22 protein-coding genes are annotated in these 24,513 nt (G+C 62.2%); 8 read left to right on the forward strand and 14 right to left on the reverse strand.

Annotated elements, in window-relative coordinates:
• Nucleotides 1–8: 8 nt before the first annotated feature.
• The 7 genes from HNO82_RS05725 to HNO82_RS05755 all read right to left on the reverse strand — a co-directional run bounded on the left by HNO82_RS05725 (nt 9) and on the right by HNO82_RS05755 (nt 6,139).
• Nucleotides 9–953 (reverse strand): sugar kinase, encoded by a 945-nt coding sequence (locus tag HNO82_RS05725; protein ID WP_175343039.1) that lies wholly within the window; start codon nt 951–953, stop codon nt 9–11.
• An 11-nt stretch (nt 954–964) separates the two neighbouring features.
• A complete protein-coding gene (locus HNO82_RS05730) occupies nt 965–1,708 on the reverse strand; it encodes a sugar phosphate isomerase/epimerase family protein (protein WP_175343040.1) in 744 nt (247 codons plus the stop codon).
• Nucleotides 1,705–2,439 carry an amino acid ABC transporter ATP-binding protein gene (locus HNO82_RS05735; RefSeq protein ID WP_008327183.1) on the reverse strand — a complete coding sequence of 245 codons (735 nt, stop codon included), beginning with the start codon at nt 2,437–2,439 and terminating at the stop codon, nt 1,705–1,707. Before HNO82_RS05735 ends, HNO82_RS05730 begins: the two co-directional genes overlap by 4 nt.
• Nucleotides 2,426–3,076 (reverse strand): amino acid ABC transporter permease, encoded by a 651-nt coding sequence (locus HNO82_RS05740; RefSeq protein WP_008327181.1) that lies wholly within the window; start codon nt 3,074–3,076, stop codon nt 2,426–2,428. Before HNO82_RS05740 ends, HNO82_RS05735 begins: the two co-directional genes overlap by 14 nt.
• Nucleotides 3,076–3,771 carry an amino acid ABC transporter permease gene (locus HNO82_RS05745; RefSeq protein WP_175343041.1) on the reverse strand — a complete coding sequence of 232 codons (696 nt, stop codon included), beginning with the start codon at nt 3,769–3,771 and terminating at the stop codon, nt 3,076–3,078. The genes HNO82_RS05740 and HNO82_RS05745 overlap by 1 nt, the downstream gene beginning before the upstream one ends.
• A gap of 126 nt (nt 3,772–3,897) precedes the next feature.
• Nucleotides 3,898–4,701 carry a transporter substrate-binding domain-containing protein gene (locus HNO82_RS05750; RefSeq protein WP_008327168.1) on the reverse strand — a complete coding sequence of 268 codons (804 nt, stop codon included), beginning with the start codon at nt 4,699–4,701 and terminating at the stop codon, nt 3,898–3,900.
• Between the two features lie 313 nt (nt 4,702–5,014).
• On the reverse strand, nt 5,015–6,139 hold the full coding sequence (locus HNO82_RS05755; RefSeq protein WP_175343042.1) for a LacI family DNA-binding transcriptional regulator: 1,125 nt from the start codon (nt 6,137–6,139) through the stop codon (nt 5,015–5,017).
• A 394-nt stretch (nt 6,140–6,533) separates the two neighbouring features.
• Between HNO82_RS05755 and HNO82_RS05760 the strand changes: the two genes are divergently transcribed.
• The 7 genes from HNO82_RS05760 (at nt 6,534) to HNO82_RS05790 (ending at nt 14,614) form a co-directional block, all read left to right on the forward strand.
• Nucleotides 6,534–8,648, forward strand: coding sequence for a TonB-dependent siderophore receptor (locus HNO82_RS05760; RefSeq protein ID WP_175343043.1), 2,115 nt, complete (start codon nt 6,534–6,536; stop codon nt 8,646–8,648).
• A gap of 466 nt (nt 8,649–9,114) precedes the next feature.
• Entirely contained in the window at nt 9,115–10,302 is a 1,188-nt protein-coding gene (locus tag HNO82_RS05765; RefSeq protein WP_008327160.1) for an acyl-CoA dehydrogenase family protein, read from the forward strand.
• Nucleotides 10,303–10,440: 138 nt separating this feature from the next.
• The gene (locus tag HNO82_RS05770; protein ID WP_175343044.1) at nt 10,441–11,400 is read left to right on the forward strand and encodes an ABC transporter substrate-binding protein; all 960 of its coding nucleotides are present in this window, start codon (nt 10,441–10,443) and stop codon (nt 11,398–11,400) included.
• A gap of 3 nt (nt 11,401–11,403) precedes the next feature.
• On the forward strand, nt 11,404–12,201 hold the full coding sequence (locus HNO82_RS05775) for an ABC transporter ATP-binding protein (protein WP_008327158.1): 798 nt from the start codon (nt 11,404–11,406) through the stop codon (nt 12,199–12,201).
• Nucleotides 12,198–13,016 (forward strand): ABC transporter permease, encoded by an 819-nt coding sequence (locus HNO82_RS05780; RefSeq protein WP_008327157.1) that lies wholly within the window; start codon nt 12,198–12,200, stop codon nt 13,014–13,016. Before HNO82_RS05775 ends, HNO82_RS05780 begins: the two co-directional genes overlap by 4 nt.
• A gap of 97 nt (nt 13,017–13,113) precedes the next feature.
• Nucleotides 13,114–13,674, forward strand: coding sequence for a nuclear transport factor 2 family protein (locus HNO82_RS05785; protein WP_175343045.1), 561 nt, complete (start codon nt 13,114–13,116; stop codon nt 13,672–13,674).
• Between the two features lie 127 nt (nt 13,675–13,801).
• A complete protein-coding gene (locus HNO82_RS05790; protein ID WP_175343046.1) occupies nt 13,802–14,614 on the forward strand; it encodes an alpha/beta fold hydrolase in 813 nt (270 codons plus the stop codon).
• 35 nt (nt 14,615–14,649) lie between these two features.
• Here HNO82_RS05790 and HNO82_RS05795 read toward each other — a convergent pair whose 3' ends face one another.
• The gene (locus tag HNO82_RS05795) at nt 14,650–15,576 is read right to left on the reverse strand and encodes a LysR family transcriptional regulator (RefSeq protein ID WP_034350080.1); all 927 of its coding nucleotides are present in this window, start codon (nt 15,574–15,576) and stop codon (nt 14,650–14,652) included.
• A 204-nt stretch (nt 15,577–15,780) separates the two neighbouring features.
• Between HNO82_RS05795 and HNO82_RS05800 the strand changes: the two genes are divergently transcribed.
• Entirely contained in the window at nt 15,781–16,281 is a 501-nt protein-coding gene (locus HNO82_RS05800) for a flavin reductase (protein WP_034350079.1), read from the forward strand.
• Between the two features lie 213 nt (nt 16,282–16,494).
• On the opposite strand, the gene HNO82_RS05805 is transcribed toward HNO82_RS05800, so the two are convergent.
• The 6 genes from HNO82_RS05805 to HNO82_RS05830 form a co-directional block, all read right to left on the reverse strand.
• Entirely contained in the window at nt 16,495–17,787 is a 1,293-nt protein-coding gene (locus HNO82_RS05805) for a Fic family protein (protein WP_175343047.1), read from the reverse strand.
• 169 nt (nt 17,788–17,956) lie between these two features.
• Entirely contained in the window at nt 17,957–18,184 is a 228-nt protein-coding gene (locus HNO82_RS05810; RefSeq protein WP_008327146.1) for a formate dehydrogenase subunit delta, read from the reverse strand.
• Between the two features lie 59 nt (nt 18,185–18,243).
• Complete coding sequence (gene fdhD / locus HNO82_RS05815; RefSeq protein ID WP_034350078.1) at nt 18,244–19,086, reverse strand: formate dehydrogenase accessory sulfurtransferase FdhD; 843 nt, start codon at nt 19,084–19,086, stop codon at nt 18,244–18,246.
• A gap of 90 nt (nt 19,087–19,176) precedes the next feature.
• Nucleotides 19,177–22,050: a formate dehydrogenase subunit alpha gene (fdhF, locus tag HNO82_RS05820; protein WP_175343048.1), complete on the reverse strand. Its 2,874-nt coding sequence runs from the start codon at nt 22,048–22,050 to the stop codon at nt 19,177–19,179.
• 29 nt (nt 22,051–22,079) lie between these two features.
• Nucleotides 22,080–23,642, reverse strand: coding sequence for a formate dehydrogenase beta subunit (locus HNO82_RS05825; RefSeq protein ID WP_175343049.1), 1,563 nt, complete (start codon nt 23,640–23,642; stop codon nt 22,080–22,082).
• Nucleotides 23,642–24,118, reverse strand: coding sequence for a formate dehydrogenase subunit gamma (locus tag HNO82_RS05830; RefSeq protein ID WP_008327136.1), 477 nt, complete (start codon nt 24,116–24,118; stop codon nt 23,642–23,644). The genes HNO82_RS05825 and HNO82_RS05830 overlap by 1 nt, the downstream gene beginning before the upstream one ends.
• Nucleotides 24,119–24,513: the final 395 nt, after the last annotated feature.

The following is a 24,513-nucleotide window of genomic DNA, read 5'->3' on the forward strand; positions in this document are numbered from 1 at the left end:
GAGTCAAATCAGGCCGAGGCCGCCTCCAGCTCGGCCCGGATAGGCAAGCCTTCCATGTCACCGACCACCTGGATGGCAAACGCCCCGATGCGATTGCCGCGCATGACAGCCTCGGGCACCGACAAACCTTCCAGCATCGCGCTGATGACGCCGACCGCAAAGCCGTCACCGGCCCCCACGGTATCGACCACTTCCTTCACCGGCACCCCGGCCACCCTGCCCTCGCCTTCACCATTGCGCCAGTAAGCGCCCTCGGCGCCCAGCTTGATGACCACCATCTTCACACCGCGCTCCAGGTAGTAGCCGGCAATGGCGCGCGGATCTTCATATCCGGTCAGAAGCGTGCCTTCCGACAGCCCCGGCAGCACCCAGTCGGCCTTGCAGGCCAGCGCATTCAACTGCTGCGCCATGACCTCGCGCGACGGCCACAGCATGGGGCGCAGGTTGGGATCGAAGGAAATCGTCTTGCCCTGCGCCCGCATGAACTCCAGGGCGTGATGGGCGAAAGCCATCGTGGTGGGCGACAAGGCCGGCGCGATGCCGGTGGCGTGCAAGTGTCGCGCCGCGCCGAAATACGCCGGGTCGAAATCCTCCAGCGACAGGTGGCTGGCCGCCGAGCCCTTGCGGTAATACTCGATGGCCGGGTCTGCCCCATCGACTGCCTTGGCCTTCAACTGGATGGCCGTGCGAAATTCCATGTCGGTGAGTACGCGGCTGACGTCCACACCTTCCTGCGCCACCCGCTTGCGGATGAAACGACCAAAGGCATCATTGCCCACGCGACTGGCCCAACCCACTTTCAAGCCCAGTCGCGCCAGACCGATGGCCACATTGGTCTCGGCACCGGCCAGGCGGCGCGTATATTTTTCCACTTCCTCGAAGGGGCCGACTTCATCGGCCACCAAGAGTGCCAGGGCTTCCCCCCAGGTCACCACATCCAGCTGCATCGTCATTGTGCTTGTCCTCAGACCGCCGCCAGCATCGCCACGTGCCGGCGCGTCGTTTCTTCCAGATCGGTGCCCACCAACGGGAATTCGATGGCGCGCAAGATGCCCGCAGGGAAATGCCCCAGCATGGCCGGCCAGTGATGGTCCTGTGCCTGCAAGGGCACCGCCTTGAGCTTGCCCTGGTCCTCCTGCACGCCCTTGCAATGTACGTAGCGCACGTGCGGCGCCAGAGAGCGCGCGGCAGTCTCGGGGTCGACGCCCTGCCAGTGCCAGTTGCCCATGTCAAAGGTCATGCCGAAGGCATAGCCATTGCCGGTACAGAGCGCCAGAAAACTGACGATGGGCTCCAGCCTCCCCCCTTGCGGAGTCTGGTCGTTTTCCAGCAAGACTTCGATGGGGGCCTGCGAGAGAAAACGCAGCAGCGATTGCAGATCGCTGCCCGCCGAAAAATGTCCGAGTGATACCTTCAGGAAACGCGCCCCGATCTCTTCGGCCTCGCTCATCGCCAGACTGATCTGCTCACGGTCGAAACGTCCCTCGGTACCAAACAACTCAAACGGTGCGGAATACACCGAAAACAGCTTGTGCTGCTCCAGCAGTGCGCGCAAGGCAGGCAGGTCCTGCGGCCCATCGAACAGCTCGCGCCGAATTTCAAGGCCTGCGGCCCCGGCCGCCGCCACCATGGGGATGAGGTCAGCATGACCAACCCGCCGCACCAGATCGGCCCCATAGGCCGAGGCGGCGACCAGGACCGGGCTCATTTGATCGACCCTGCGCCGATGAACTGCTTGGCTTCCGGTGTCTGCGGATCGGCGAAAAACTCCTCCGAAGGACGTGCTTCCCACACCTTGCCCTGGTGCATGAAAACTGTCAGATCCGCCACCCGACGCGCAAACTCCATCTCGTGCGTCACCAGCAGCATGGTCATGCCGCCGCGCGCCAGCTCTTCCATGACCTTCAGCACTTCGGCGGTCAGCTCCGGGTCCAGCGCCGAGGTCACTTCATCGAACAGCATCACCTGCGGCTCCATGGCCAGCGAGCGGGCAATCGCCACGCGTTGCTGCTGGCCACCGGAGAGCTGCTCGGGATAGGCGTCGCGCTTGTGGTCCAGGCCGACCTGCTTCAAGACCTTCATGGCGGTCTCGCGGGCAGTCTCGGTGGCGGTCTTCTTGACGATGCGGGGTGACAGCATGATGTTCTCCTCCACGGTCAGGTGCGGAAAGAGATTGTAATGCTGGAACACCATGCCCACATCCTTGCGCAATTCGATCAGGTGTTCGTGCTTGTGGGTCAGCTTGTGACCGGCCACGGTGATGCTGCCGCCATCGATGGTTTCCAGGCCGTTGATGCAGCGGAGCATGGTGCTCTTGCCGGACCCGGAGCGCCCGATGACGGCCACCACCTGGCCGCGCTCGACCGACAGTGAAATGCCGTTCAAGACCTGGTTGCTGCCGAAGCGCTTGGTGATGTTGTCAATCTCAACGATGGGCATGGTATTTCCTTTCCAGGATAAAGGCGAAGCGCGACAGCGGATAGCAGAAAACGAAGTAAATACCGGCCACGATGGGGAAGACCAGGAAGGGCTGGAAGGTCGCATTGCTGACCAGCTTGCCGGCCTGCGCCAGTTCCACCAGGCCGATGATGGAGGCAATCGAAGTGTTCTTGACGATCTGCACCAGGAAGCCCACGGTCGGCGGCAGCGAAATGCGCACCGCCTGCGGCAGGATCACGTAGCGCAACTGCTGCCAGCGCGTCATGGCCAGGGCGGTCGAGGCTTCCCACTGCGGCACCGGCACGGCTTCGATACAACCGCGCCAGATTTCGCCGAGATAGGCGCTGGAATAGATCGTCATGGCGATGGTGGCGGCCACCATGGGCGGGAGCTTGTAGCCGAAGATCGCCAGTCCGTAGAAGGACAGGAACAGCAGGATCAGCACCGGCGTGCCCTGGATGATCTGTATATACACTGCCGAGAGCAGCCGCAGCGGGGCAAGATGCGAGGTCCGCATCAGGGCCACCAGGAAGCCGGCGATGCCGCCGCCGACGAAAGCCAGGGCCGACAGGAGCAGCGTCCAGCGCGCCGCTTCCAGCAGGAACAGGAAATTGTCCCAAGAAAAATCAGCAAGCATCACATTCTCCTCGGACGGGCCACGCCCAGGCGGCGACGGCGTTTGAAGACCACCAGACCGATCAGCCAGAAGGCCAGGCGGAACAGCAGGGCCAGCAGGATGTAGAGCACCATCACCACCAGGTAGATCTCGAAGCTGCGGAAGGTCTCGGCATCAAGCAGGTTGGCCGTGGCAGTGAGCTCTTCAGCCGAGATCGCCGAGACGATGCTGGAAGCCAGCATCATCAGCGTGAACTGGCTGGCCAGGGCCGGATAGACTTTTTCCAGCGCAGGCGTGAGGACCACATGCCAGATCACCTGCCAGCGCGTCAAGGCCAGTGCCTGTGCCGCTTCGATCTGCGAGGGGTGGATGGCCATCATGCCGGCTCGCACGATCTCGGTGGAATAGGCGCCGAGATTGACCGTCATCGCCACCAGCGCGGCAATGTTGGCATTGACCTGCACGCCGATCGACGGCAGGCCGAAAAAGATGATGAACAACTGCACCAGGAAAGGCGTACTGCGGATCAGCTCGACATAGGAGGTGACCACCAGGCGCGCCGGCCTGCTGCCGTGGATGGAAATGATGGCGCCGAAAATGCCGACGGCCAAACCGCAGATCATCGACAGCGCGCTCAGCCGTATGGTGAGCAGTGCGCCGACCAGCAACTGATCCAGATGCTGGAAGATGAACGCAAACTGAAAATCGTATTGCATCGTGTGCTCCTCCGACAAATCCGCGCCGCCCGTTCATCCCCTGAGCGGCGCGTGATCTGTTCTTTTCAGGCTGCGCAGGTCATGCCTGCGCAGTCGCTTCTGCAAGACAGGTTCCGTATGTCGGAATCAGAACACTGGCAGGTTGGGCAGCGGACCGGCCCACTTGCGCGAGATCGCATCCAGTTCGCCGTTGAGCTTGACGTAGTAGATGAAGTTGTTGAGCCACTGCTGCAGCTCGTAGGAACCCTTGCGCACGGTCATCGAATTGGGTTGCACCGAGTACGGGAACTTGACTTCGATCTTGCCCTGGCCGCGGCTCTTGACGATCTCATTGGCCATGGTGTTGGGAATCGAGATGGCATCGACCTGGTTCGACAGCAGTGCCTGAGTCACCGTGGAGTCATCCTCGAAGCGCACCAGCACCGTGCCCGGAGGCGCCAGGCGGGTCAGCGCGGTGTCGTTGGTGGAACCGCGCGAGACGCCCACTTTCTTCTTCACCAGGTCATCCAGCTTCTTGTAGCTGGTGCCGACCGGGCCGACGATGGAGAGCTCGAAGCCGCTGTAGGGAATCGTGAACAGCACCGACTTGGCACGCTCGGGTGTGGGTGCCAGCGTGGCGGCCAGCATGTCGACCTTGCCCGACTCCAGCGCCGGGATGCGCGCCGGCGGCACCAGCGGCACAATCTCCACCGGCAGGCCGAGATACTTGCCGATCAGATTGGCCACATCGACGTCATAGCCGATGGGCGTACCCTTGGCGTCAACCGAACCAAAGGGTGGCGTGCCGCTGACCACACCGATGGTGATCTTGCCCTTCTTGGTCAGCTCGGCGATGCTCTGCGCGCTGGCACTGGCGGTGGCCGCCACTGCGCAGGCGGCAGCCAGCGTCAGTGCGACGAATTTTGCGTTGAAAATTTTCTTGATGCTCATCCTGGTCTCCTGATCAATCAATGCCGTGTGGACGGCAGTCCGTTGAGTGCGACAGGCGCCCAATCCCGCCGCCCGCTATCGCAGGTGGCTGCGTGGATTCTGGTGCCCCTCTTTGTTGCTGCCTGCTTTGCTTCCCGCGTGCAGGTCTGTGATACGGCCCGAGGGCCGGAATGCGATTGCGTGATGCGATTGCGTGATGCGATTGCGAGCTGCTCTGGCCTTGCTGCTCTTCCGTCCTGTTGCAAGGTCTTACCAGTAAGGCGAACTCCGGCCTTCGTTGCCCTGCCCTTTGGTACCGGTTCCAGCGACCGGCTCAGTTACAGCGCATGGCAGCGACCGGCGCCGGACTGATCTTGGCGGCGATGCTGCGTGCCAACGCGCGTTGCGGATGCCCCTCCACGCTGGCGGTCGAGCCGCGACAGATGAGGCGGGGGTCCAGCAGCATTTCCATGCGCACCGAACGTTCGCCGTGGATGCGCACCAGCAGGCGTTCGATGGCGGTAAAACCGATGTCGTAGGTCGGTTGCTCGATGGTGCTGATGCCGCTACCCACCAGCGGCGACCAGGCCAGCTCATCGAAGCACAGCAAGCCCACGTCATCCGGAAAGCGCAGCGTCATGCTCTGCAAGGCCAGCGCGATCTGCAGCGACACCATGCCGTTGCCGGCCAGCAGGGCCAGCCGCCCGCCACCGGCTGCCGCCCGGCGCAGGAAGAATTCACGCAGCATCGTGGCCACATGGCCGGGCTGATCCACGTCCACTTCCAGCGTCTGGCCGTAGCAATCGGGACGCTGCGCCATCGCCTGCAAGAAACCGGCCTGTCGCCCTTGTCGCGAACTCACGCCCAGCAGCGGCTGCACCACCAGCGCGATATCGGTATAGCCTTGCGCCAGCAGATGCCGTGTGGCCAGTTGCGCGGCCTTGACGTTGTCGAGTCCCACCAGGTCGAAATCGCAGCCCTCCACATGGCGATCCAGCAGAACCACCGGAAAGGCCGCCTGTCCCAGCTCGCGCAGTGGCGTCACGTTGCGGCCCTGGGTATTGAACAGAAGCCCTTCAACGCTGTAGGAATGCAGAGCCGCCAGCGACTGCTTCTCGCGCGCCTCGTCATTGCCGGTGTTGCACAGCATGAGCGTATAGCCATGCTTCTGGCAGGCCGCTTCCGCACCATGCAGTACGGCCACCGAATAGGGATTGAGAATGTCAGCCACCAGCATGCCGATGAGCCGCGTACGGCCACCCTTGAGACCGCGCGCCATCTGGCTGGGCTGATAGCCCAGGCGCGCGATGGTCTTGCCGATCTGATCGCGCAGCGGAGCCGAGAGCGCGTCGAACTCGCCGCCCAGGTACCGCGATACGCTGGTCTTGGACACCCCGGCCTCCCGCGCAACCTGCGCAATGGTGACCCGGTCAGTGCCGGTCTTGGTGTGTTGTCTCACTATTGCCCGCCAAATCGTTGAACTGCGTCGAGTGATTTGCCTGAAGGTTCCGGGCTGATCATTTATATGAATCTTTTGGAACCGGTTCCAAGATAGCAGCGGGACCCGGGCGGGTCAAACTTATTTCAGATGAAAAATTTGAACAGATGCCATGAATGGCGCGCTCACGTTCTCGCACGGCAATATGAATGGATCGGCACATGAGACGGGCACTTTCGGACGACTGCTTCATTCCCGCCGTTCAAGGTCTGACACCTGGTTCCTGATTGATGCAACGCGCCAAACTCAATGCACCAGCGCCAGGCGACAAGATGCAAACGATCAGTAAAAATTTGTTGCCAGGCACAAGAATGCGATATCATGAATAGTAATTATTCTCATTATTATCTGATTCATGCCCTCGCTCACTCCCGGCGCTCTCGCCGTTCTGCTCGCCTTCTCCGTATTGCCCGCTTCCACCGTCCTGGCGCAGACTGCCAGCAGCACGGACAACAGCACGGCCACGACCCAGTTGCCCACCGTCGATGTGGTTGCCGATGGCGTCAACGACACCAGGTTCAAGGCCACCCAAAGCCAGGTCAACAAATCCGATACCCCGCTGTCGCAGACGCCGCAATCGGTCTCGGTGGTGACGCGCTCCATGCTGGACAGCCAGCAAGCCGTTTCTCTGGCCGATGCGCTGGAGAACGTGCCTGGAGTGGTCGCGCAGCAATACGGACGGCGCGGCTGGGATGACCTGATCATCCGCGGCCAGGTCGCCTCGGATTCGCTGTATCTGGATGGCCTGCGCACGACGGCCAGCTCGCGCGTGGCCGAGCAGTTGTTCGGCCTGCAGCAGGTGGAAGTACTCAAGGGACCAGGCTCGCTCTTGTATGGACTGGTCCTGCCGGGTGGCCTGGTCAACATGGTGAGCAAGCGCCCGCAGGGAACCGACTTTGCCAACGTCGACGTGACCGTGGGCAGCCACGACTTCTACCAGACCACCGTGGACATGAACAAATCCCTGTCCGAAAACGGCAAGCAGGCCTTCCGCATCAATGGCCTCATTTCCAATTCGGACGACGCCACCGACAATGTCTGGTTCAAGAACCGCTACATCGCGCCCTCGCTGTCGCTGGACCTCGGTGCGCGCACCGACTTCACCATTCTGACCAGCTACCAGGAACGCAACTACGTGCGCCAGCAGGGTCTGCCGCTATCGGGCTCGATCAACAGCAACGTCAACGGTGCGCTACCGCGCAGCCTCTTCATCGGCGAACCGGGCGCGCGCCCGTATGCCGCCAACGAGACCCGCATCGGCTACGCGCTGACGCACCGCTTCGATGATGGCTGGACGCTCAACAACAATGTGCGCTACCAGCAGTTCGGGATGAGTGGACAACTGGTGGCCAACAATGCCCTCTCCCGCACCGGCAGCAGCCTCACCCGCACTGGTACGGATCAGACCTATGACGGACAGACCTTCAGCATCGACACCAATGTCCAGCGCAGCTTCAGGACGGCCTTCGGCAAGCACGAGATCACGCTGGGCACCGACTATCTCAACTCGCGCGAAGATACGCGCTCCTATACCTGTACGGTAGCCGCGCTCAACGTCTACAACCCCGTGTATGGCGCACGTTTGAATTGCCCCACCACGCCCACAACCTATACTTCGACCAGCATTCGCGATACCGGCTTGTATGCGCGCGACAAGATCAGCTTCGGCGAACGCTGGCAATTGCTGACGGGCTTGCGCTACGACAATGCCTCGACCTACTCGACCAATCTGCGTACCGGCGTGCATACCGACAATCCGGCCAGCGCCACGACGGGCTCGGCAGCATTGATGTATGAATTGCTTCGCGGGGTACGTCCATACATCAGTTATGCGACCTCGTTCTATCCGAACAGCGGCACCGATGTGAGTGGCGGCACCTTCAAACCAGAGACCGGCAAGCAATGGGAAGCCGGCGTGAAATTCGACCTCGACGAAGGCCGTACCAGCCTCAACGTGGCCGTGTTCGACCTGCGCCGCCGCAACGTGCTGGTGAGCGATCCCAACAACACCGGCTTCAGCGTTGCAGTGGGTGAGCAACGTTCGCAAGGTGGCGAGATCAGCGTGACCTCCGACTTGCGCAATGGCCTCAGTCTCAACGCGGGCTACTCCTACACGGCGGCCATCGTGACCGACGACGGCGGCCAGCGTACCACTACCGTGGGCCAGTGGCTGGACAACGTGCCGCGCCACAACTTCACCACCAGCGCGCGCTATCGCTTCAAGGGCCAACTGGCCGGTTGGGAGTGGAATGGTGGCGTGCATGGGCAGAGCATGATGCGCACCAATGGCTATACCCTGCCCGGCTACGTGCTGGCCGATACCGGTGTGGCCTACAACGCCGAGCGCTGGCGCGCTGCACTGAACGTGAAGAACATCTTCAACACGCATTACTTTGCGGGCGGTCTGGCCAAGGCGGTGGCTCTGGGGGATGACCGGACCATTTTGCTGACGTTGGGGTATCGTTACTGATCCAGCAGTAGCTTCATCAATAAAAATCGGCCCCATCGAGGGCCGATTTTTTTCACTGGAAAGCAGAAAAGAAAAATGGCGGACTTCAAAAGAAGTCCGCCCGAAATGAAGGCCAGAAGGAGCCTATGACGAAACTGAACAGTGTTCCTTTCAATCTCGGCCTTCATGGTAGTGAGCCCTTGCGATCCATGGCAAATCGGTACCACCGATAAGCCGCATCCATACTGCAAATACTCCTCCTCACTGGGTAACGTCCCTCTCGCGTTTGGTGCATATCCGCGCCAAACCCGCTTCCCGCGCGACTTTCACGCATCATGCAGGTGCACCACGCACAAGTCTGCGCGCAATCACGGAGCGGCCTAATCATTATTACTAATATTCATCCGGCCAATTCCTAAATAGAATTTGACCCTGCTTTGACCCCGGACGACACTCAGCTACCTTCTTTCAACCAAAGTGGTGTGCCATGAATTCGATCACGCTCGATGTTTATCCCGTCCAGAAAAAAGTCGTCACCGCCGTCTCCCCGCATGCGGACTCTCCCGAAATGGATGCGCTCATCGCGGAAGTGATCGCTCGCCGCGACGAGTTCGACCAGCTTGGCCACGTCCCCCGCGATCTGGTGGCCACGATGAAGAAAGCCGGTATCTTCCGCAGCGGCACACCCCGCAAGTTCGGCGGCGAAGCACTGGCTCCCGCGGCCTTCCTGGCGATGGTCGAACGCATCTCCAAGGCCGATGGATCGGCCGGCTGGGTCGCCGCCTTCGGTTCGGCCAATACCTATCTCGCCGCACTGCCCGTCGAGACGCAACGCAAGATCTACGCAAGCGGTCCCGACCAGGTCTACGCCGGTGGACTCTATCCGCTGCAGGAAGCCAAGGCCGTCCCCGGTGGCTGGGAAATCTCCGGACGCTGGCACTTCGCCAGCGGTTGCAAGGGCGCGGACTGGATCGGCGTGGGCATCAAGGACAGCAGCAGCGCAGATGATGACGCACCCAAACCCGCCCTCATGGCCGTGATGCCGGCCGCGGAAATCGAGATCATCGACAACTGGAACGTGGTCGGCATGCAGGGCACGGGCAGCCACGATACGCGTCTGAAAGACAAGTTCATCGCCCACGAATGGACCTGCGCACGCGGTGCCGCCGGACTCATCGACGAGCCGCTGTATCGCTATCCCGCACTGGCCTACCAGGCTGAAGTGCATGCCGCCGTCAACATCGGCCTGGCACGCGCCGCCCTGGATATCGTCACCGACATGGCCGCTGGCGCCAAGATCATGCCGGGTGCACTGCGACTGGCCGATCGTGCCTACTACAAGATCAAGCTCGGCCTGTCCGAAGCCAAATGGCGCAGCGCCCGCATGTTCTTCTACGATGCCTGCGAACAGGCATGGGAACAGATCGTGGCCGGCAACCCCGTCACCGAGGAGATCGACATGATGCTCAAACTCTCGGCCACCTACGCGGCACGCGTCTCGATGGACGTCGTCAACGACGCCTACCAGGCCGCCGGGATGGCCGCCATCCAGCGCACGCACCGCCTGCAGCGCATCGTGCGCGATGCGATGGTGGTTACGCAGCACGCCGCGCTGTCGGAACTGAATTACGAAAGCGCTGGTGCGCTTTTTGCAAAGCTGGGGATCAGGCGCTGAGTCGCCTTCCCCGCTGACGCCTTGCCTGCATCGTCACCGACGCTGCACGCGCAAGCACTCCTTGCGATTTGCCTTTGTTACTGCCGTGCCTGCCAACTCCACTGGCGCTTCACCAACTTTACAAAGAGGACCCAGCCCGTGACCCACTCCACCATCTCGCCACACCGCCGCAAGCTGCTGCTCGGCGCCGCCTCCATGCTCGCCGCAGGCGCTGCACCTGCCCTGCCAGCCCTGGCCCAGGATGCCCCCGTCGTCATCGGCGTCGGTGCCGATCCCGTCTTCACGGCCTTCTTCGTGGCCGCCAACGAAAAGCTCTTTGCCAAGCATGGAGCGCCCAACGTCACCGTGCAGTCCTACACCGATGGCGGCGAAGCGCTCAATGCGCTGGTGGCCAACCAGGTACAGATGGGCTGCGCCGGCGAGCCCACGCACATCGTGCGCCTGTCACGCGCGGAACTGCGCCCGCTGGCCGTTACCTACCAGTCGAAAACCTACGTCAAGCTGGTGGCGCGCAAAGCCATCGCCTCGGCCGACAAGATCAGGAAATTCGGCATCGTTGCCGGCTCGGTCTCGGAGTACGTCACCGGCCTGACCTTGAAGACCCTCAACATCGATGCCACCAAGGTCGAGATGGTGCGCTCCGGTCCGCCGGAACTGCCCGCCCTGCTGGCGCGCGGCGACATCGATGCCTACTTCGTCTGGGAACCCTGGCCTACGCTGGGCGTGCAGCAAGGCGGCCACATCCTGATGACCTCGGGGGACGTCGGCTACACCAGCACCCTGTGGCTCTCGGCCACCGCGCCCTGGCTGGCCGCCAACAAGGCAGTGGCCGGCAACATCCTCAAAGCTCTGGCCGAAGCCTCCGAGATCACCCGCAAGGACCCGCCGCGCGCGGCGCAGTCGGTGCAGGCCATCACCCGCATCCCGGTGCCGCAGACCTTGAATTCGCTCAAGGACATGGAACCCATCGTGCGCGACTTCACCGAGACCGACGTCAAGACCGCCAATGCCATCGGCGACTTCCTGCTGTCCAAACAGGCCATCAAGGCGCCGGTGGACATGAGCAAGATCTTGCAGCGCGGCTTCTACAAGGGGTAAGCCATGGGACACGGATCTGCAGTTTCCATCAAGCGTGTGGGACTTGCCATCGGCAAGAACGAGATCATGGCGGGCATCGACCTCGATATCCGCGCCGGCGAATTCATCTGCCTGCTGGGGCCCTCGGGCTGCGGCAAGTCCACGCTCCTCAATGCGATTGCGGGCTTCCAGGAGGTGGCAGGAGAGATCACCGTGGCGGGCAAGCGCGTCAGCGGTCCGGGACTGGATCGTGGCGTGGTGTTCCAATCCTCGGAGGCGCTCTTCCCCTGGTTGTCGGTGCGCGAGAACGTCGAGTATGGCCTCAAGCTGCGCGGTATTGCCGGGCCCGAACGCCGCTCGGCGGCCGAGCGCTACGTCTCGCTGGTGGGCCTGAAGCACGCCATCGACAAGTTTCCCGCCGAGCTCTCGGGCGGCATGCGCCAGCGTGCGCAGATTGCCCGGGTGCTGGTCAATGAACCATCGGTGGTGTTGATGGACGAGCCCTTCGGTGCCCTCGACGCGCAGACCCGCGAAGTGCTGCAAAGCGAGCTGGATCGCATCTGGAAAAGCACCGGCTGCACCATCGTCTTCGTCACCCACGACATCTGGGAAGCCATCCTCCTGGCCGACCGCGTGGTGACGATGACGGCCGGTCCGCGTGCCCACATCAAGACCATCGAAGAGGTCGACCTGCCGCATCCACGCGATCCGGCCGACCCCGCCTGCATGGCGCTGTATGCCCGCATCCGCGACGACATCGGCGCCGAAGTCACGCGCGTGCTGCGCGCCCAAGGTTTGATTGAAGAGGAATCCCTGCAATGACGCAGCTCACACAGACAGCCACCCCGAGCGCGCCCGCCTCGGCCATGCCATCCAGCCTGGGGCGCCGCATGAAATCGGTCCGTCCTTTCCTCATTTCCGTCATCGCCATCGTCGGTGGCCTGGTGCTGTGGCAACTGGTCTCGATGACCACCTCGCCACTGTTCCTGCCCTCGGTCCCGATGACCTGGGCCGCCGCACTGGAACTCATCGGTGACGGTACCCTGCAGCAATCCGTGCTGGCCTCTTCCGGACGCATCCTGGCCGGCTGGGGTGCCGGGGTCGCCATCGGGGTGCCGCTGGGCATCTTCATGGGCCGCTTCGATCTGGTGCGGCAGCTGCTCGATCCCTATATCGAGTTCTTCCGCTTCATTCCGCCGATTGCCTTCGTCACCCTGGCGGTGATCTGGCTGGGCCCGGGCGAGCTTTCCAAGATCGCGCTGATTTTCTACACCACCGTCTTCATCGTCACGCTCAACACCATCGCCGGTGTGCAGGCGGTGAACCCGCTGCGCCTGCGTGCGGCGGCTTCGTTGGGGGCGGGACAATGGAAGATCCTCACCACCGTGATCCTGCCCTCGACCGTTCCCTTCATGGTCACCGGCGCCCGCATCGCGATGGGCAATTCCTTCCTGACCGTGGTGTCGGCCGAGATCGTGTCGGCGCGTGAAGGACTGGGCGCTCTGATCTGGACGGCGCGCAACTTCAGCCGTACCGAATGGGTATTCGTGGGCATCATCACCCTGGGCCTGCTGGGCTACCTGTTCGACCGCGTGCTGCGCATCGCCACCCGCAAGCTGCTGGCGCGCTACCTGTAAGCCCTGCGCGGCGACGCACTGGTCGCCGCCGCCAATCGTGCATGTACGCACGATTGGCTTTTTCCCTTTCACACAAGATGACAAGCGAGAAGACACCATGACCGACTTCACCCAGGAAATCCAGCAACTCAAGCGCCGCCTCGACATCCTCGACGCCGAGGCCGACATCCGCCGCATTCAGGCGCGCTACATGTTCCTGTGCGACACGCCCTGCCCCGAACCGGTCGCCGACGACGCCGAACGCATCGAGAAGATCCTCGACCTCTATGCCGAAGATGCCATCTGGGAAGGCGTGGGCTCCTACTACGAGGGCCAGTTCGGCCAGGCCGTCGGCAAGGACGCGATCCGCAAGCACTTCCAGGCATTCTGGGGGCAGAAAAAGGATCCGGAACTGCTGTTGAACGTGCACTACCTGACCTCGGAACAGATCCACGTCCATGCCGACTGCACGCACGCCGATGGCCAGTGGGTGCACTGCCAGCCGTGGATCTTCGCCGACGGCTCGTCGTTGCTGCGTTCCAGCCGGCTCAACAACCTGTTCAAGAAAGTCGACGGAGTGTGGAAGATCGCGCGCACCCGTACCGAGAATGTGTTCGTGGCACCGCTGGCTTCCGGCTGGGCCAACAATGTGCCGACCTATTCGGTGCTGATGAAGTAACGAAGTGCTGAAATCTAAAAACGATACAACTCATTTATATCATTTTGTATTGCACGCTGCTGTTCGTTGTTGATGATATGACCGGGAAGAGGCTGCTGCCTCTTCACCGTGTCGGAGAGCCATTCTCATGTCCCCTGCCCTTCCCGCCCTCGTACGCCAGTTCATCCCCACCAGCGCTGGCCCGCTGCACGTAGCCAGCATGGGCGAAGGATTGCCGGTGCTGCTGCTGCACCAAACCCCGCGTTCCTGGGACGAATTCCGCGACGTGCTGCCGCTGCTGGCGCGGCGCTACCGGCCCATCGCCATCGACACGCTTGGCTTTGGCGACTCGTGCAAGCCGCCGCCGGCTGAGCACAGCATCGAGCGCTGGGCCAGCCTCGCCTTGGAAGTGATGGACCAGCTGGGGATCGGCCAAGCGGCCGTGGTTGGCCACCATACCGGCGCCGTCACGGCCATGGAAATCGCGGCGTCGGCTCCTGAGCGGGTAGCGGCGCTGGTGCTGTCATCCTGCCCGTATAACGATGCCGCGCGGCGCAGCGCCCACGCGGGCAAACGCACCGTGGACGATGTGGAGGTCCGACCGGATGGCACGCACCTGCAGGAGCTGTGGCAGCGCCGCCAGCCCTTCTATCCGGAAGGCGATACCGACCTGCTGACGCGCTTCATGGTCGACGCCCTCAAGGCCGGGACCATGGCCTCGCATGGCCATATCGTGGTCCGCAACTATCACATGGAAGATCGCATCGGCCTGGTACGCGCACCCACGCTGGTGTTGCGGGCGGGACGCGATCCGCATGCGGCGCCCTACAGCGAACGCATCGCCCAGGCCATCGCAGGCAGCCAGCTGCTGACGCTGGAGGAAGGCATGGTGCCCATGCCGGACCAGATGCCGGAACTCTTTGCACAAGCGGTGATGGATTTCCTGCAGCGCAGTTGCTAGGGCTCAATCGCGGGTAAAGGCCCCGGCACTCAGCATCAGGCAACCTCCGCCTCGCGTCCGAACATCTCGATCAACAGGCTGCGCAGCCACTGTATGCCCGAGTCCGCCGAGAACCGTGTATGAGTGTAGAGGCTCACCGGGATGCGCGGCATGTCCAGCGGCAAGTCCAGCAGCACACACGCCTCATCGAGGTTGTGGCGCTCGGCGATGCTGCGCGGCAGGAACAGGGCCAGGTCGGTATTGCGCACGATCTGCGGCGCCACCGTGAAATGCGGCATGCGCAGCGCGAAATCGCGCTTCACGCCCGCATTGCGCAGCACGTCCTCGGCCAGCTGGTGGCCGGTGGTATTGGTGCTGGCGTAGACGTAGCGCAGTTGCAGCAGGTTCTCCATGGTCAGCGGCTGCCCTGCCAGGGCATGGGTCCTGCGCAGCATGCAGACGTAATCGTCGTAGAGCACCAGCTGGCTCTGGCAATCCTCGGGCAGCCCCGGCAGGTAGCCGAAGGCCAGATCGATGTCGCCATTGCGCATGGCCGCACCGAGGTTTTCCATGGCCATCTGCTGCACTTCAATGGAGACGTGCGGTGCGGCGTGCGCCAGTTCTTCCATCAGCATCGGCAGCACATGGCTGCAGGACATGTCCGACATCACCAGATGAAAGGTGCGCGTGGCCGTGGCCGGGTCGAAACTGGCGTGGCTGTGCAGGGCTTCATGGAGGATGCCGAGCGCGCGCGAGATCGGCTCGTGCAGGCGGATCGCGGTTTCGGTGGGCACCATGGCGGTGGTACTGCGCACGAAGAGCGGATCATCGAACATCTCGCGCAGGCGCCGCAACGCGTGACTTACGGCCGGCTGGGTCAGGTGCAGGCGATCAGCGGCGGCGGTGAGGCTGCGCAGCTCCCAGATGACGATGAAGGTCTTGAGCAGGTTCAAGTCCACTGCGCCGATATTCATTTGCTTCATGCGGAACATTCCAGACAATCATTTGACCCGTCAATTGTGCAGGGTCTATTGTTCATCCCAGGACGCAGGCTTTTTCAAGCGATGCGTTCTCCCTCTCACCTGCTGATCGACATCCGCCTGACGGCGCCGCAGACGACCTTGCTGATGGCGCAAAGGATACGAAGCCTTGTGCCGGATGTCATCTCTTTTTTGGATGGACCTACCATGAAGCAAGATTTTCGCGACGCCATGGCGCGTCTCTCGGCGGCCGTCAACATCATCACCACCGATGGTCCTGCAGGACGCGCGGCCATGACAGTCTCCGCCGTCAGTTCGGTCTCCGACGACCCGGCCACGGTGCTGGTGTGCATCAACCTCAAGAGCGCGGCCCATCCCATCCTGATTGGCAACGGACGCCTGTGCATCAACATCCTGGCCGGACATCACGAGGACGTGGCGCGCATGATTGCCGGCATGACCGGGCTGGCCGCTGAAGAACGCATGGCGCAGGTGGGCTGGGAGACCGGTGACTACGGCCAGCCGGTGTTGCCCGATGCGCTGGCGGTGCTGGAGGGCGACATCGTATTGCAGCAGCAGGCGGGCACGCACAGCGTGCTGTTCGTGGAGATCCGGCATATTCGCCTGGCCGCGTCGCAAGCCGATGGGCTGGCTTATTTTGGACGGCGTTTTCACCGGATTGCGGCGGAGGTGGCGTTGGCGGCGTGAGGCGGTTTGGTATGGCGAGCCTAGCAGAGATGTCTAATTCGCCTATTGCGGTGAATCACTCTAGTTTCCAATGTCTCTCTCCACTGTACTGGACACCAAATTTGAATTTTCTTATAGCTGCAGACTGCCCGCGTAATTCCAATATCGATCTGTTTTCCACTACTGAACACTGACGAAATAGCTCAATCAGAGCCGCTGTTCAAGAAATATTCTTTACTCACCTGTGACAGGTTGCATCTCCAACACCTCTGCCTCCGGCCACAGTCCTGGGAAAAGATAACGGAAACTACCCAAGGGGAAGCCTGGCTGCAACACCCCCACACGCCCCTCTGAGACGATCAGTCGCTGCTCCAGCAAGCGACTGATCAGCCGGGTCGCCGTGCGATCCGAAATATCGAGGGCGGCCTTGAACTCGCTGCGCTCCATCTGTCCGGCGCGGAACAGCCGATACAGGATCTTGCCCAACAATTCCGGGCGCAGGATGCTGCGATGATGTGGCACCGGCTCCCGGCCAAAACCATGTGCGAACAGCAGTGCCAGATTGACGTAGCGCGCTTCCATTTCCGGAAACCGCAAGAGTTGCCCCATGAATCGAACCTGATCCAGGCAGGTATCAAGCCAAAAGCGGATGAAATCGGCCAGTCCCTTGGAACTCAATTCACCCCGGCCATCGGTGGCATTGCGGCGAGGCAAGTCTGCCTGATGGAGGGCACCATAGTACTCCTCCTGCTTGCGCGCCAACCCGCGCATGGGTGACCACAACCCATCGGTCAATCCGAGATGGTGCAACAGGACATGATTGTGCAGACGGCTGACGCGTCCATTGCCATCCATGAAGGGGTGGATCCATGACAGCCGATGCAAGGATGCGCCAGCGACGACGATCTTGCTGACATCGCGGTAATGCACCTTGCCGTAGCGACCATGAAAGTGTGTCAGCAGATCAGGGAGCAGTTTGTGCTCCGGAGGTATATGCGCCCCGACCTTTACCGCATGCCGGCGCAGAGCGCCCGGCTGAAAGCGTCCGCGTTCGCGCCCATGCTGGTCCAGCACGATATGGCTTTCCTCCTGCAGCCGCGCATATAGCGACGCATGCAGATCGCTGATCCACTCCTGTGTGAACATCGCATCCCACGGCATGGTCCGCGCCCGCACTTCGAATTCTTCTTCCGCCGCCATGTGCGCCAGTGCCAAGATCTGACGCCTGTGGATCTCGGCATCGGCCGAAAAATGGCGGTGCAGCGCATCCTCAAGATCTGCGGGATAAGTATGCTGGCCTTCGATCTTGTTGGAGTAATAGGAATTCATCGCGCGCAGCATGCTCGCCAGCATTGGCCGGGATTGCTCCCCGACATGCGAGAGCAGCAAAATGGATTCAGCCCGCAGATCCGAGGCCAGTTCCAGCAATGGAACCAGCTCCGAGTCCATGGGCAGCAGCGGTTCTATCTTTCCAATGGCGAGCATTTGGCGGACTTTCACGATTTTATTGCCGTGAATTTTATCCATCAAATCAATATCTTATCAACGTTTTTTTACATCTATTGGCGGACTATTGGCGCTTTCTCGAAGTTTTTCTGGCAAACTGAATTGCTTATCGGCACCCGCACCTCACCGACGAAAAAAAACCGCTCATCCAACCGAGCGGTTTCCTCGAATTCACAAGCAGGCAGCGGCCCTACACCGCCAACTGCTGCATATGCCGGTTCACTGCCTCCAGCACGATGGCATCCAGGCCCTCGCCCTGCGTCTTCTCGATATGCTCCAGGAAGGCCTTGCGCATGCGTGGCTCCCAGAATCGTTTCAGATGCGTAGCCAGGTCGGCAATGGCCTGGTCGCGGTCCGGCATGGTGGAAAAGAAACTGCCAATCTGGTTGGCCATCTTGACCAGGTGTTCGGTGTTCATGAGTGTTCTCCTCCTGCTCCGTTCGTCAATTGTCCATCCCTTGTCCACGCGCCTGCGGCTCAGCGCAGGCGATGCGGTCGGGCATACACCACGTGGCCCTGCTTGCGCACGAAGCCCAGCAAGGTCACATCCGTCTCTTCGGCCAGCCGGATCGCCAGCGCCGTCGGTGCCGAGACGGCAGCGATGAAACCAATGCCGACCGTGGCCGCCTTCTGCACCATCTCGTAACTGGCACGGCTGGTGATGATGGCCGCGCCTTGCGAGAAATCCGCCTCCTCTTCGGCCAGCGCGCCAATGAGCTTGTCCAGCGCGTTGTGACGACCCACGTCTTCGCGCACCAGCACGATGCTTCCTGACGCATCCATCCACGCGGCGGCGTGCGTGGCACCGGTGGCTTGCTGCAATTGCTGTGCGGCCTGCATCTGCTCGAAGGCCGCATGCAGCTGGTCCACCGAGAACGACGCACCGCCCTGCACCGCCTGCGGATGACGTACCGCCTGCTCCAAGGTCTCGGCACCACACAGCCCGCAGCCGGTACGACCAGTCAGGTTGCGGCGCCTTTCCTTCAACGCCACGAAACGCTCGGTGGCGATGCGCATCTGTACCTGCACGCCTTCGCAGCCCGGCACGATCTCGCACTCATACAACTCGCCCGGATCGCCCAGGATGCCTTCGGTGAGCGAAAAGCCCAGCGCAAAATCTTCCAGATCGCTGGGCGTGGCCATCATCACGGCATGCGAAATACCGTTGTATTCCAGCGCGATGGGGACCTCTTCGGCGACCACATCCTCCACCGTCTCGCGTTGTCCATCTCGCCAGCGATCCACTTGCACGCGGGCGAAGGTGGCGTAGTCGCCGGTGGTGTCGTCAATGTGGAGGCTGTTGCGCTTGCTTGTGTTCATGCTGTCCTGCTTGATGCGGCTTGATGTGATTGGGTCGGTCGGGCTCGCTGCGGAAATCATCTAAGCACGAGCCCGACGAGCCCGTGCCGCTTACTTCGTCACCAGAGGCTCGTTCTGCACCTCGCCCTTGAGCAGATCCAGCTGGGTACGGTTGAAGCGCTCGTAATGCTGCTGCCATTGCGAAGGCTGCGTCACCGGCATGACCTGCACCGCCGTCACCTTGTACTCGGGGCAGTTGGTGGCCCAGTCGGAGTTGTCGGTGGTGATCACGTTGGCGCCCGATTCCGGGAAGTGGAAAGTGGTGTAGACCACGCCCGGCTGCACCTTCTCGGTTACGGTTGCACGCAGCACGGTCTGGCCTGCACGCGACTCCACGCCCACCCAGTCGCCCTCGCGGATGCCCCGGTCCTCGGCATCGTGCGGGTGGATCTCCAGCCGGTCTTCGCTATGCCATTGCGAGTTCTCGGTGCGGCGGGTCTGCGCGCCCACGTTGTACTGCGACAGGATGCGGCCGGTCGTCAGGATCAGCGGGTAGCGCTGCGTCACCTTCTCGTCGGTGGCGAAGTATTGCGTGTTGATGAACTTGCCCTTGCCCCGGATGAAGCTGCCCACGTGCATGATGGGCGTGCCTTCCGGTGCTGCTTCGTTGCAGGGCCACTGGATGCTGCCGAGCTTTTCCAGCTTGTCGTAGCTCACGCCGTGGAAGCTGGGTGTCAGGGCGGCAATCTCGTCCATGATTTCCGAGGGGTGATTGTACGGCATCGGGTAACCCAGCGCTTCGGCCAGGGCTACCGTGACTTCCCAGTCGGACTTGCCAGCCTTGGGCGGCATCACCTTGCGCACGCGCGAGATGCGACGTTCGGCGTTGGTGAAGGTGCCATCCTTTTCCAGGAAGGACGAACCGGGCAGGAAGACGTGCGCATACTTGGCCGTCTCATTCAAGAACAGGTCCTGCACCACGATACATTCCATGGCCTGCAGGGCGGCTGCGACGTGCTGGGTGTTGGGGTCCGATTGCACGATGTCCTCACCCTCGCAGTACAGGCCCTTGAAGCTGCCATCGAGCGCCGCATCAAACATGTTGGGAATGCGCAGGCCCGGCTCGGGATTCAAGGTCACGCCCCACGCCTGCTCGAACTGGCCGCGCACGGTGGAGTCGGAAATGTGCCGATAACCCGGCAGCTCATGCGGGAAGGAACCCATGTCGCAGGAACCCTGCACGTTGTTCTGCCCCCGCAGCGGGTTCACGCCCACACCTTCGCGGCCGACGTTGCCGGTGCACATGGCCAGGTTGGCGATGCCCATCACGGTGGTCGACCCTTGCGCATGTTCGGTCACGCCCAGGCCGTAATAGATCGCCGCATTGCCGCCGGTGGCGTACAGGCGGGCAGCACCACGGATGATCTCGGCGGGTACGCCGGTGATGGCGGCCATGGCTTCGGGGGAATTGTCTTCGCGCAGGACGAACTGCTTCCAGTCCTGGTACGACTGCAGGTCGCAGCGTTCCTGGATGTAGGCTTCGTTCTGCAGACCCTCCGAGAGGATCACGTGAGCCAGCGCGGTGATGATGGCGGTGTTGGTGCCGGGGCGCAGCTTGAGGTGATAGTCGGCCTGCAGGTGCGGCGACTTGACCATCTCGGTGGTACGCGGGTCGATCACGATGAGCTTGGCGCCCTGGCGCACGCGGCGCTTGATCTGCGAGGCAAACACCGGATGGCCGGCCGCCGGATTGGCGCCCATGATGAGGATCACGTCCGACTTCATCACCGATTCAAAGGTCTGCGTGCCCGCCGATTCGCCCAGGGTCTGCTTCAAGCCATAGCCGGTCGGCGAATGGCACACGCGCGCGCAGGTATCGACATTGTTGTTGCCGAAGGCGGCGCGCACCAGCTTTTGCACCAGATAGGTCTCTTCATTGGTGCAGCGGGACGAGGTAATGCCGCCGATGGAATCCTTGCCATGCTTGGCCTGGATGCGGCGGAATTCGCTGGCGGCGTAGGACAGCGCTTCTTCCCACGACACTTCGCGCCAGGGGTCGTTGATGCTCTTGCGGATCATGGGGTTCAGGATGCGGTCCTTGTGGGTCGCATAGCCCCAGGCAAAACGCCCCTTGACGCAGGAGTGGCCCTGGTTGGCCTTGCCATCCTTGTACGGCACCATGCGCACCACTTCATTGCCCTTCATCTCGGCCTTGAAGGAGCAGCCCACACCGCAATAGGCGCAGGTGGTGACCTTGCTGTGCTCGGCCTGGCCCAGCATGATGACGGTCTTCTCGGTCAGTGTCGCGGTCGGGCAAGCCTCGACGCAGGCGCCGCAGGAGACGCATTCCGATTCCATGAAGGCTTCCATCTGCCCGGCCGAGACGCGCGATTCGAAACCGCGCCCGTTGATCGTCAGCGCGAAGGTGCCCTGGGTTTCTTCACAGGCGCGCACGCAGCGATTGCAGACGATGCACTTGGAAGGGTCATAGGTGAAGTAGGGATTGGATTCATCCTTCTTCATCTTGGTATGGTTCTCGCCCTCGTAGCCATAGCGCACTTCGCGCAGGCCCACCACACCGGCCATGTCCTGCAGTTCGCAGTTGCCGTTGGTGGGGCAGGTCAGGCAATCCAGCGGGTGGTCGGAGATATAGAGCTCCATCACGCCACGGCGGATCTCGGCCAGCTTCGGGGTCTGCGTCTGCACCTTCATGCCTGGCTCGCAGGGCGTGGTACAGGAGGCCGGATAGCCCTTCATCTTGCGGCCATCCTTTTCGATTTCCACCAGGCACAGGCGGCAGGAGCCGAAGGGTTCCAGGCTGTCGGTGGCGCACAGTTTGGGCACGTTGATACCGGCCTCGACCGAGGCGCGCATCACCGACGTGCCGGCCGGGACCGTCACTGCCACGCCGTCGATTTCCAGCGTGACCAGGTTTTCCGAGGCACGTGCGGGGGTGCCGTAATCCGTTTCATTGAGCTGATTCATGGTGCAACTCCTTGCATTCGGTAATGGGATCAGGCCGCCTGTTCGCCGGGCGCGCCGAAGTCTTCCGGGAAATGGTTCAGGGCCGACAGCACCGGGAACGGTGTCATGCCCCCCATGGCACACAGCGAGCCATTGACCATGGTGTCGCACAGACTCTTCAACAGATGGATCTGTTGCGGCCGGTCATCGTTGGCGATGATCTTGTCGATCACCTCCACGCCCCGGGTGGAACCGATGCGGCAAGGGGTGCACTTGCCACAGGACTCGACTGCACAGAACTGCATGGCGTAGCGGGCCTGACGGGCCATATCGACACGATCGTCAAATGCCACCAGTCCGCCGTGCCCGATCATGGCGCCGATGGCGGCGAAAGCTTCATAATCGAGCGGCGTATCGAATTGCGAGGGTGGCAGATACGCGCCCAGCGGCCCACCCATCTGCACAGCGCGAATCGGACGGCCCGAGGCGCTGCCGCCACCGAAGTCTTCCAGCAGCTCACGCAGCGTCAGGCCGAAGGCCTTCTCCACCAGGCCACCCTGCCTGATGTTGCCAGCCAGTTGAAAAGGCAGCGTGCCGTGCGAACGGCCCACACCAAAGTTCTTGTAGAAGTCCGCACCGCGCGCCAGGATCACCGGCACCGAAGCCAGCGAGATCAGGTTGTTGATCACGGTCGGCTTGCCGAACAGACCCTCGATGGCCGGCAGGGGCGGCTTGGCGCGCACCACGCCGCGCTTGCCTTCCAGGCTTTCCAGCATGGCGGTTTCTTCGCCGCAGATGTAGGCACCTGCGCCCTTGCGCACTTCCAGCCGGAAGGACTTGCCGGAACCGAGGATGTCCTTGCCCAGATAGCCGCGTTCGGTGGCGATGGCGATGGCTTCGTTCATCGTCGCGATCGCATGCGGATATTCGGAGCGCACGTAAATGTAGCCCTCGGTCGCACCCACCGCGACGGCAGCGATGGTCATGCCTTCGATCAGCGTGAAGGGATCGTCTTCCATGATCATGCGGTCCGAGAAGGTACCGGAATCCCCCTCATCGGCATTGCAGACCACATACTTCTGCGCCGACTGCGCACGCAGTACGGTCTGCCACTTGATACCGGTCGGGAAGGCTGCACCACCCCGGCCCCGCAGGCCGGAGTCGATCATCTGCTGGACGATGGCCTCGGGCGTCTTGGCCAGGGCATTCTTCAATCCGACATAACCTTCATGGGCCAGATAATCCTCCAGCGAGAGCGGATCGATGATGCCCACCCGCGCGAAGGTCAGACGTTCCTGGTTCTTGAGGAAGTCCATTTCTTCAGTCAGGCCCAGATGCAGCCTGTGCTGGCCAGCTGCGAGCAGCCCTGCGTCGAAGAGACCGGGGACATCCTCGGGCGTCACCGGTCCGTAGGCGACGCGGCCTGCTGCGGTAGAGACTTCCACCAGCGGCTCCAACCAGAACATGCCGCGCGATCCATTGCGCACCAGCCTGATGGACTGGCCGCGTTGTTGCGCCTGGGCAGCGATGGCGGCCGCCACTTCGTCAGCGCCCAGTGCCAGCGCGGTGGAGTCGCGCGGGACGTAGATGGTCACGATATCGGGTGCGCTCATCATGCCTCCCGCTTGGCCTGGATCAGGCGCTTGAATTTATCGGCATCGACACGGGCATGCAGCTCGTCATCGAGGGTGAGATTGGGGCCGATGGCACACTGGCCCAGGCAATACACCGGCTCCAGCGTGAACTGGCCATCTGCGCTGGTTTCATGAAAGCCGCAGCCCAGCACGTTCTGCGCGTGCTCGGCCAGAGCTTCGCTGCCACGTGCCTGGCAGGCTTCGGCACGGCAGACCTGCACCACGTGGCGACCCGCCGGTTCCTGGCGGAAAAAGTGATAGAACGAAATCACGCCATGCACCTCGGCGCGCGAGACGTTCAACTCGCCCGCGATCATCGGGACTGCATCGGCCGGGATATAGCCGACCTTGTCCTGGATGCCGTGCAGGATGGGGAGCATGGCACCGGCCATGTCCTTGCGCTCGGCGATGATGCCGCGCACCGCCGCCACGTCGAAAACCTGTTGCCTCTTCATTGTTGCCTCCTGTGTTGCTTCGATGCGGACCGCGTCCTTCTCCCGGAGGATCTTCTGTGGACCGCGCAAATGACGAATGAAAGGAAATGGACCGCCCTAGGGAGGAGCGGCCTGCGGAAAGCAGATCAAGGGATGGGAAGAACAATGCGGCGGCATGACGCCACCCTGGTAAAGGGCGCGCACGGCCTTGCGTGATGAACCAGCTGGTCTCCGTTGCTGCATGTTCTCCCTGCCTTGGGGGTTGGTGTGAACACTGCGGATGCTGGCCTGCGCTTACCTTCAAGGCAAGGGCCGACCAGGCTCCTGTTTTTTGATAGTCGCTGACACAAGCCGCCCCGGTTCACGGGGCCATGGCGGCTTGTGTCAGCGGCTTTCGCCGCTGGGGTCCTGCGTGC

It is taken from the genome of Herbaspirillum sp. C9C3 (assembly GCF_013359625.1).
Lineage (GTDB): Bacteria > Pseudomonadota > Gammaproteobacteria > Burkholderiales > Burkholderiaceae_D > Herbaspirillum.

What these genes read in the sequence shown, in the direction of transcription:
- HNO82_RS05725 (WP_175343039.1), bottom strand. Translation starts at nt 953, where the DNA reads ATGACGATGCAGCTGGATGTGGTGACCTGGGGGGAAGCCCTGGCACTC.
- HNO82_RS05730 (WP_175343040.1), bottom strand. Translation starts at nt 1,708, where the DNA reads ATGAGCCCGGTCCTGGTCGCCGCCTCGGCCTATGGGGCCGATCTGGTG.
- HNO82_RS05735 (WP_008327183.1), bottom strand. Translation starts at nt 2,439, where the DNA reads ATGCCCATCGTTGAGATTGACAACATCACCAAGCGCTTCGGCAGCAAC.
- HNO82_RS05740 (WP_008327181.1), bottom strand. Translation starts at nt 3,076, where the DNA reads ATGCTTGCTGATTTTTCTTGGGACAATTTCCTGTTCCTGCTGGAAGCG.
- HNO82_RS05745 (WP_175343041.1), bottom strand. Translation starts at nt 3,771, where the DNA reads ATGCAATACGATTTTCAGTTTGCGTTCATCTTCCAGCATCTGGATCAG.
- HNO82_RS05750 (WP_008327168.1), bottom strand. Translation starts at nt 4,701, where the DNA reads ATGAGCATCAAGAAAATTTTCAACGCAAAATTCGTCGCACTGACGCTG.
- HNO82_RS05760 (WP_175343043.1), top strand. Translation starts at nt 6,534, where the DNA reads ATGCCCTCGCTCACTCCCGGCGCTCTCGCCGTTCTGCTCGCCTTCTCC.
- HNO82_RS05765 (WP_008327160.1), top strand. Translation starts at nt 9,115, where the DNA reads ATGAATTCGATCACGCTCGATGTTTATCCCGTCCAGAAAAAAGTCGTC.
- HNO82_RS05775 (WP_008327158.1), top strand. Translation starts at nt 11,404, where the DNA reads ATGGGACACGGATCTGCAGTTTCCATCAAGCGTGTGGGACTTGCCATC.
- HNO82_RS05780 (WP_008327157.1), top strand. Translation starts at nt 12,198, where the DNA reads ATGACGCAGCTCACACAGACAGCCACCCCGAGCGCGCCCGCCTCGGCC.
- HNO82_RS05785 (WP_175343045.1), top strand. Translation starts at nt 13,114, where the DNA reads ATGACCGACTTCACCCAGGAAATCCAGCAACTCAAGCGCCGCCTCGAC.
- HNO82_RS05790 (WP_175343046.1), top strand. Translation starts at nt 13,802, where the DNA reads ATGTCCCCTGCCCTTCCCGCCCTCGTACGCCAGTTCATCCCCACCAGC.
- HNO82_RS05795 (WP_034350080.1), bottom strand. Translation starts at nt 15,576, where the DNA reads ATGAAGCAAATGAATATCGGCGCAGTGGACTTGAACCTGCTCAAGACC.
- HNO82_RS05800 (WP_034350079.1), top strand. Translation starts at nt 15,781, where the DNA reads ATGAAGCAAGATTTTCGCGACGCCATGGCGCGTCTCTCGGCGGCCGTC.
- HNO82_RS05805 (WP_175343047.1), bottom strand. Translation starts at nt 17,787, where the DNA reads ATGGATAAAATTCACGGCAATAAAATCGTGAAAGTCCGCCAAATGCTC.
- HNO82_RS05810 (WP_008327146.1), bottom strand. Translation starts at nt 18,184, where the DNA reads ATGAACACCGAACACCTGGTCAAGATGGCCAACCAGATTGGCAGTTTC.
- fdhD (WP_034350078.1), bottom strand. Translation starts at nt 19,086, where the DNA reads ATGAACACAAGCAAGCGCAACAGCCTCCACATTGACGACACCACCGGC.
- fdhF (WP_175343048.1), bottom strand. Translation starts at nt 22,050, where the DNA reads ATGAATCAGCTCAATGAAACGGATTACGGCACCCCCGCACGTGCCTCG.
- HNO82_RS05825 (WP_175343049.1), bottom strand. Translation starts at nt 23,642, where the DNA reads ATGAGCGCACCCGATATCGTGACCATCTACGTCCCGCGCGACTCCACC.
- HNO82_RS05830 (WP_008327136.1), bottom strand. Translation starts at nt 24,118, where the DNA reads ATGAAGAGGCAACAGGTTTTCGACGTGGCGGCGGTGCGCGGCATCATC.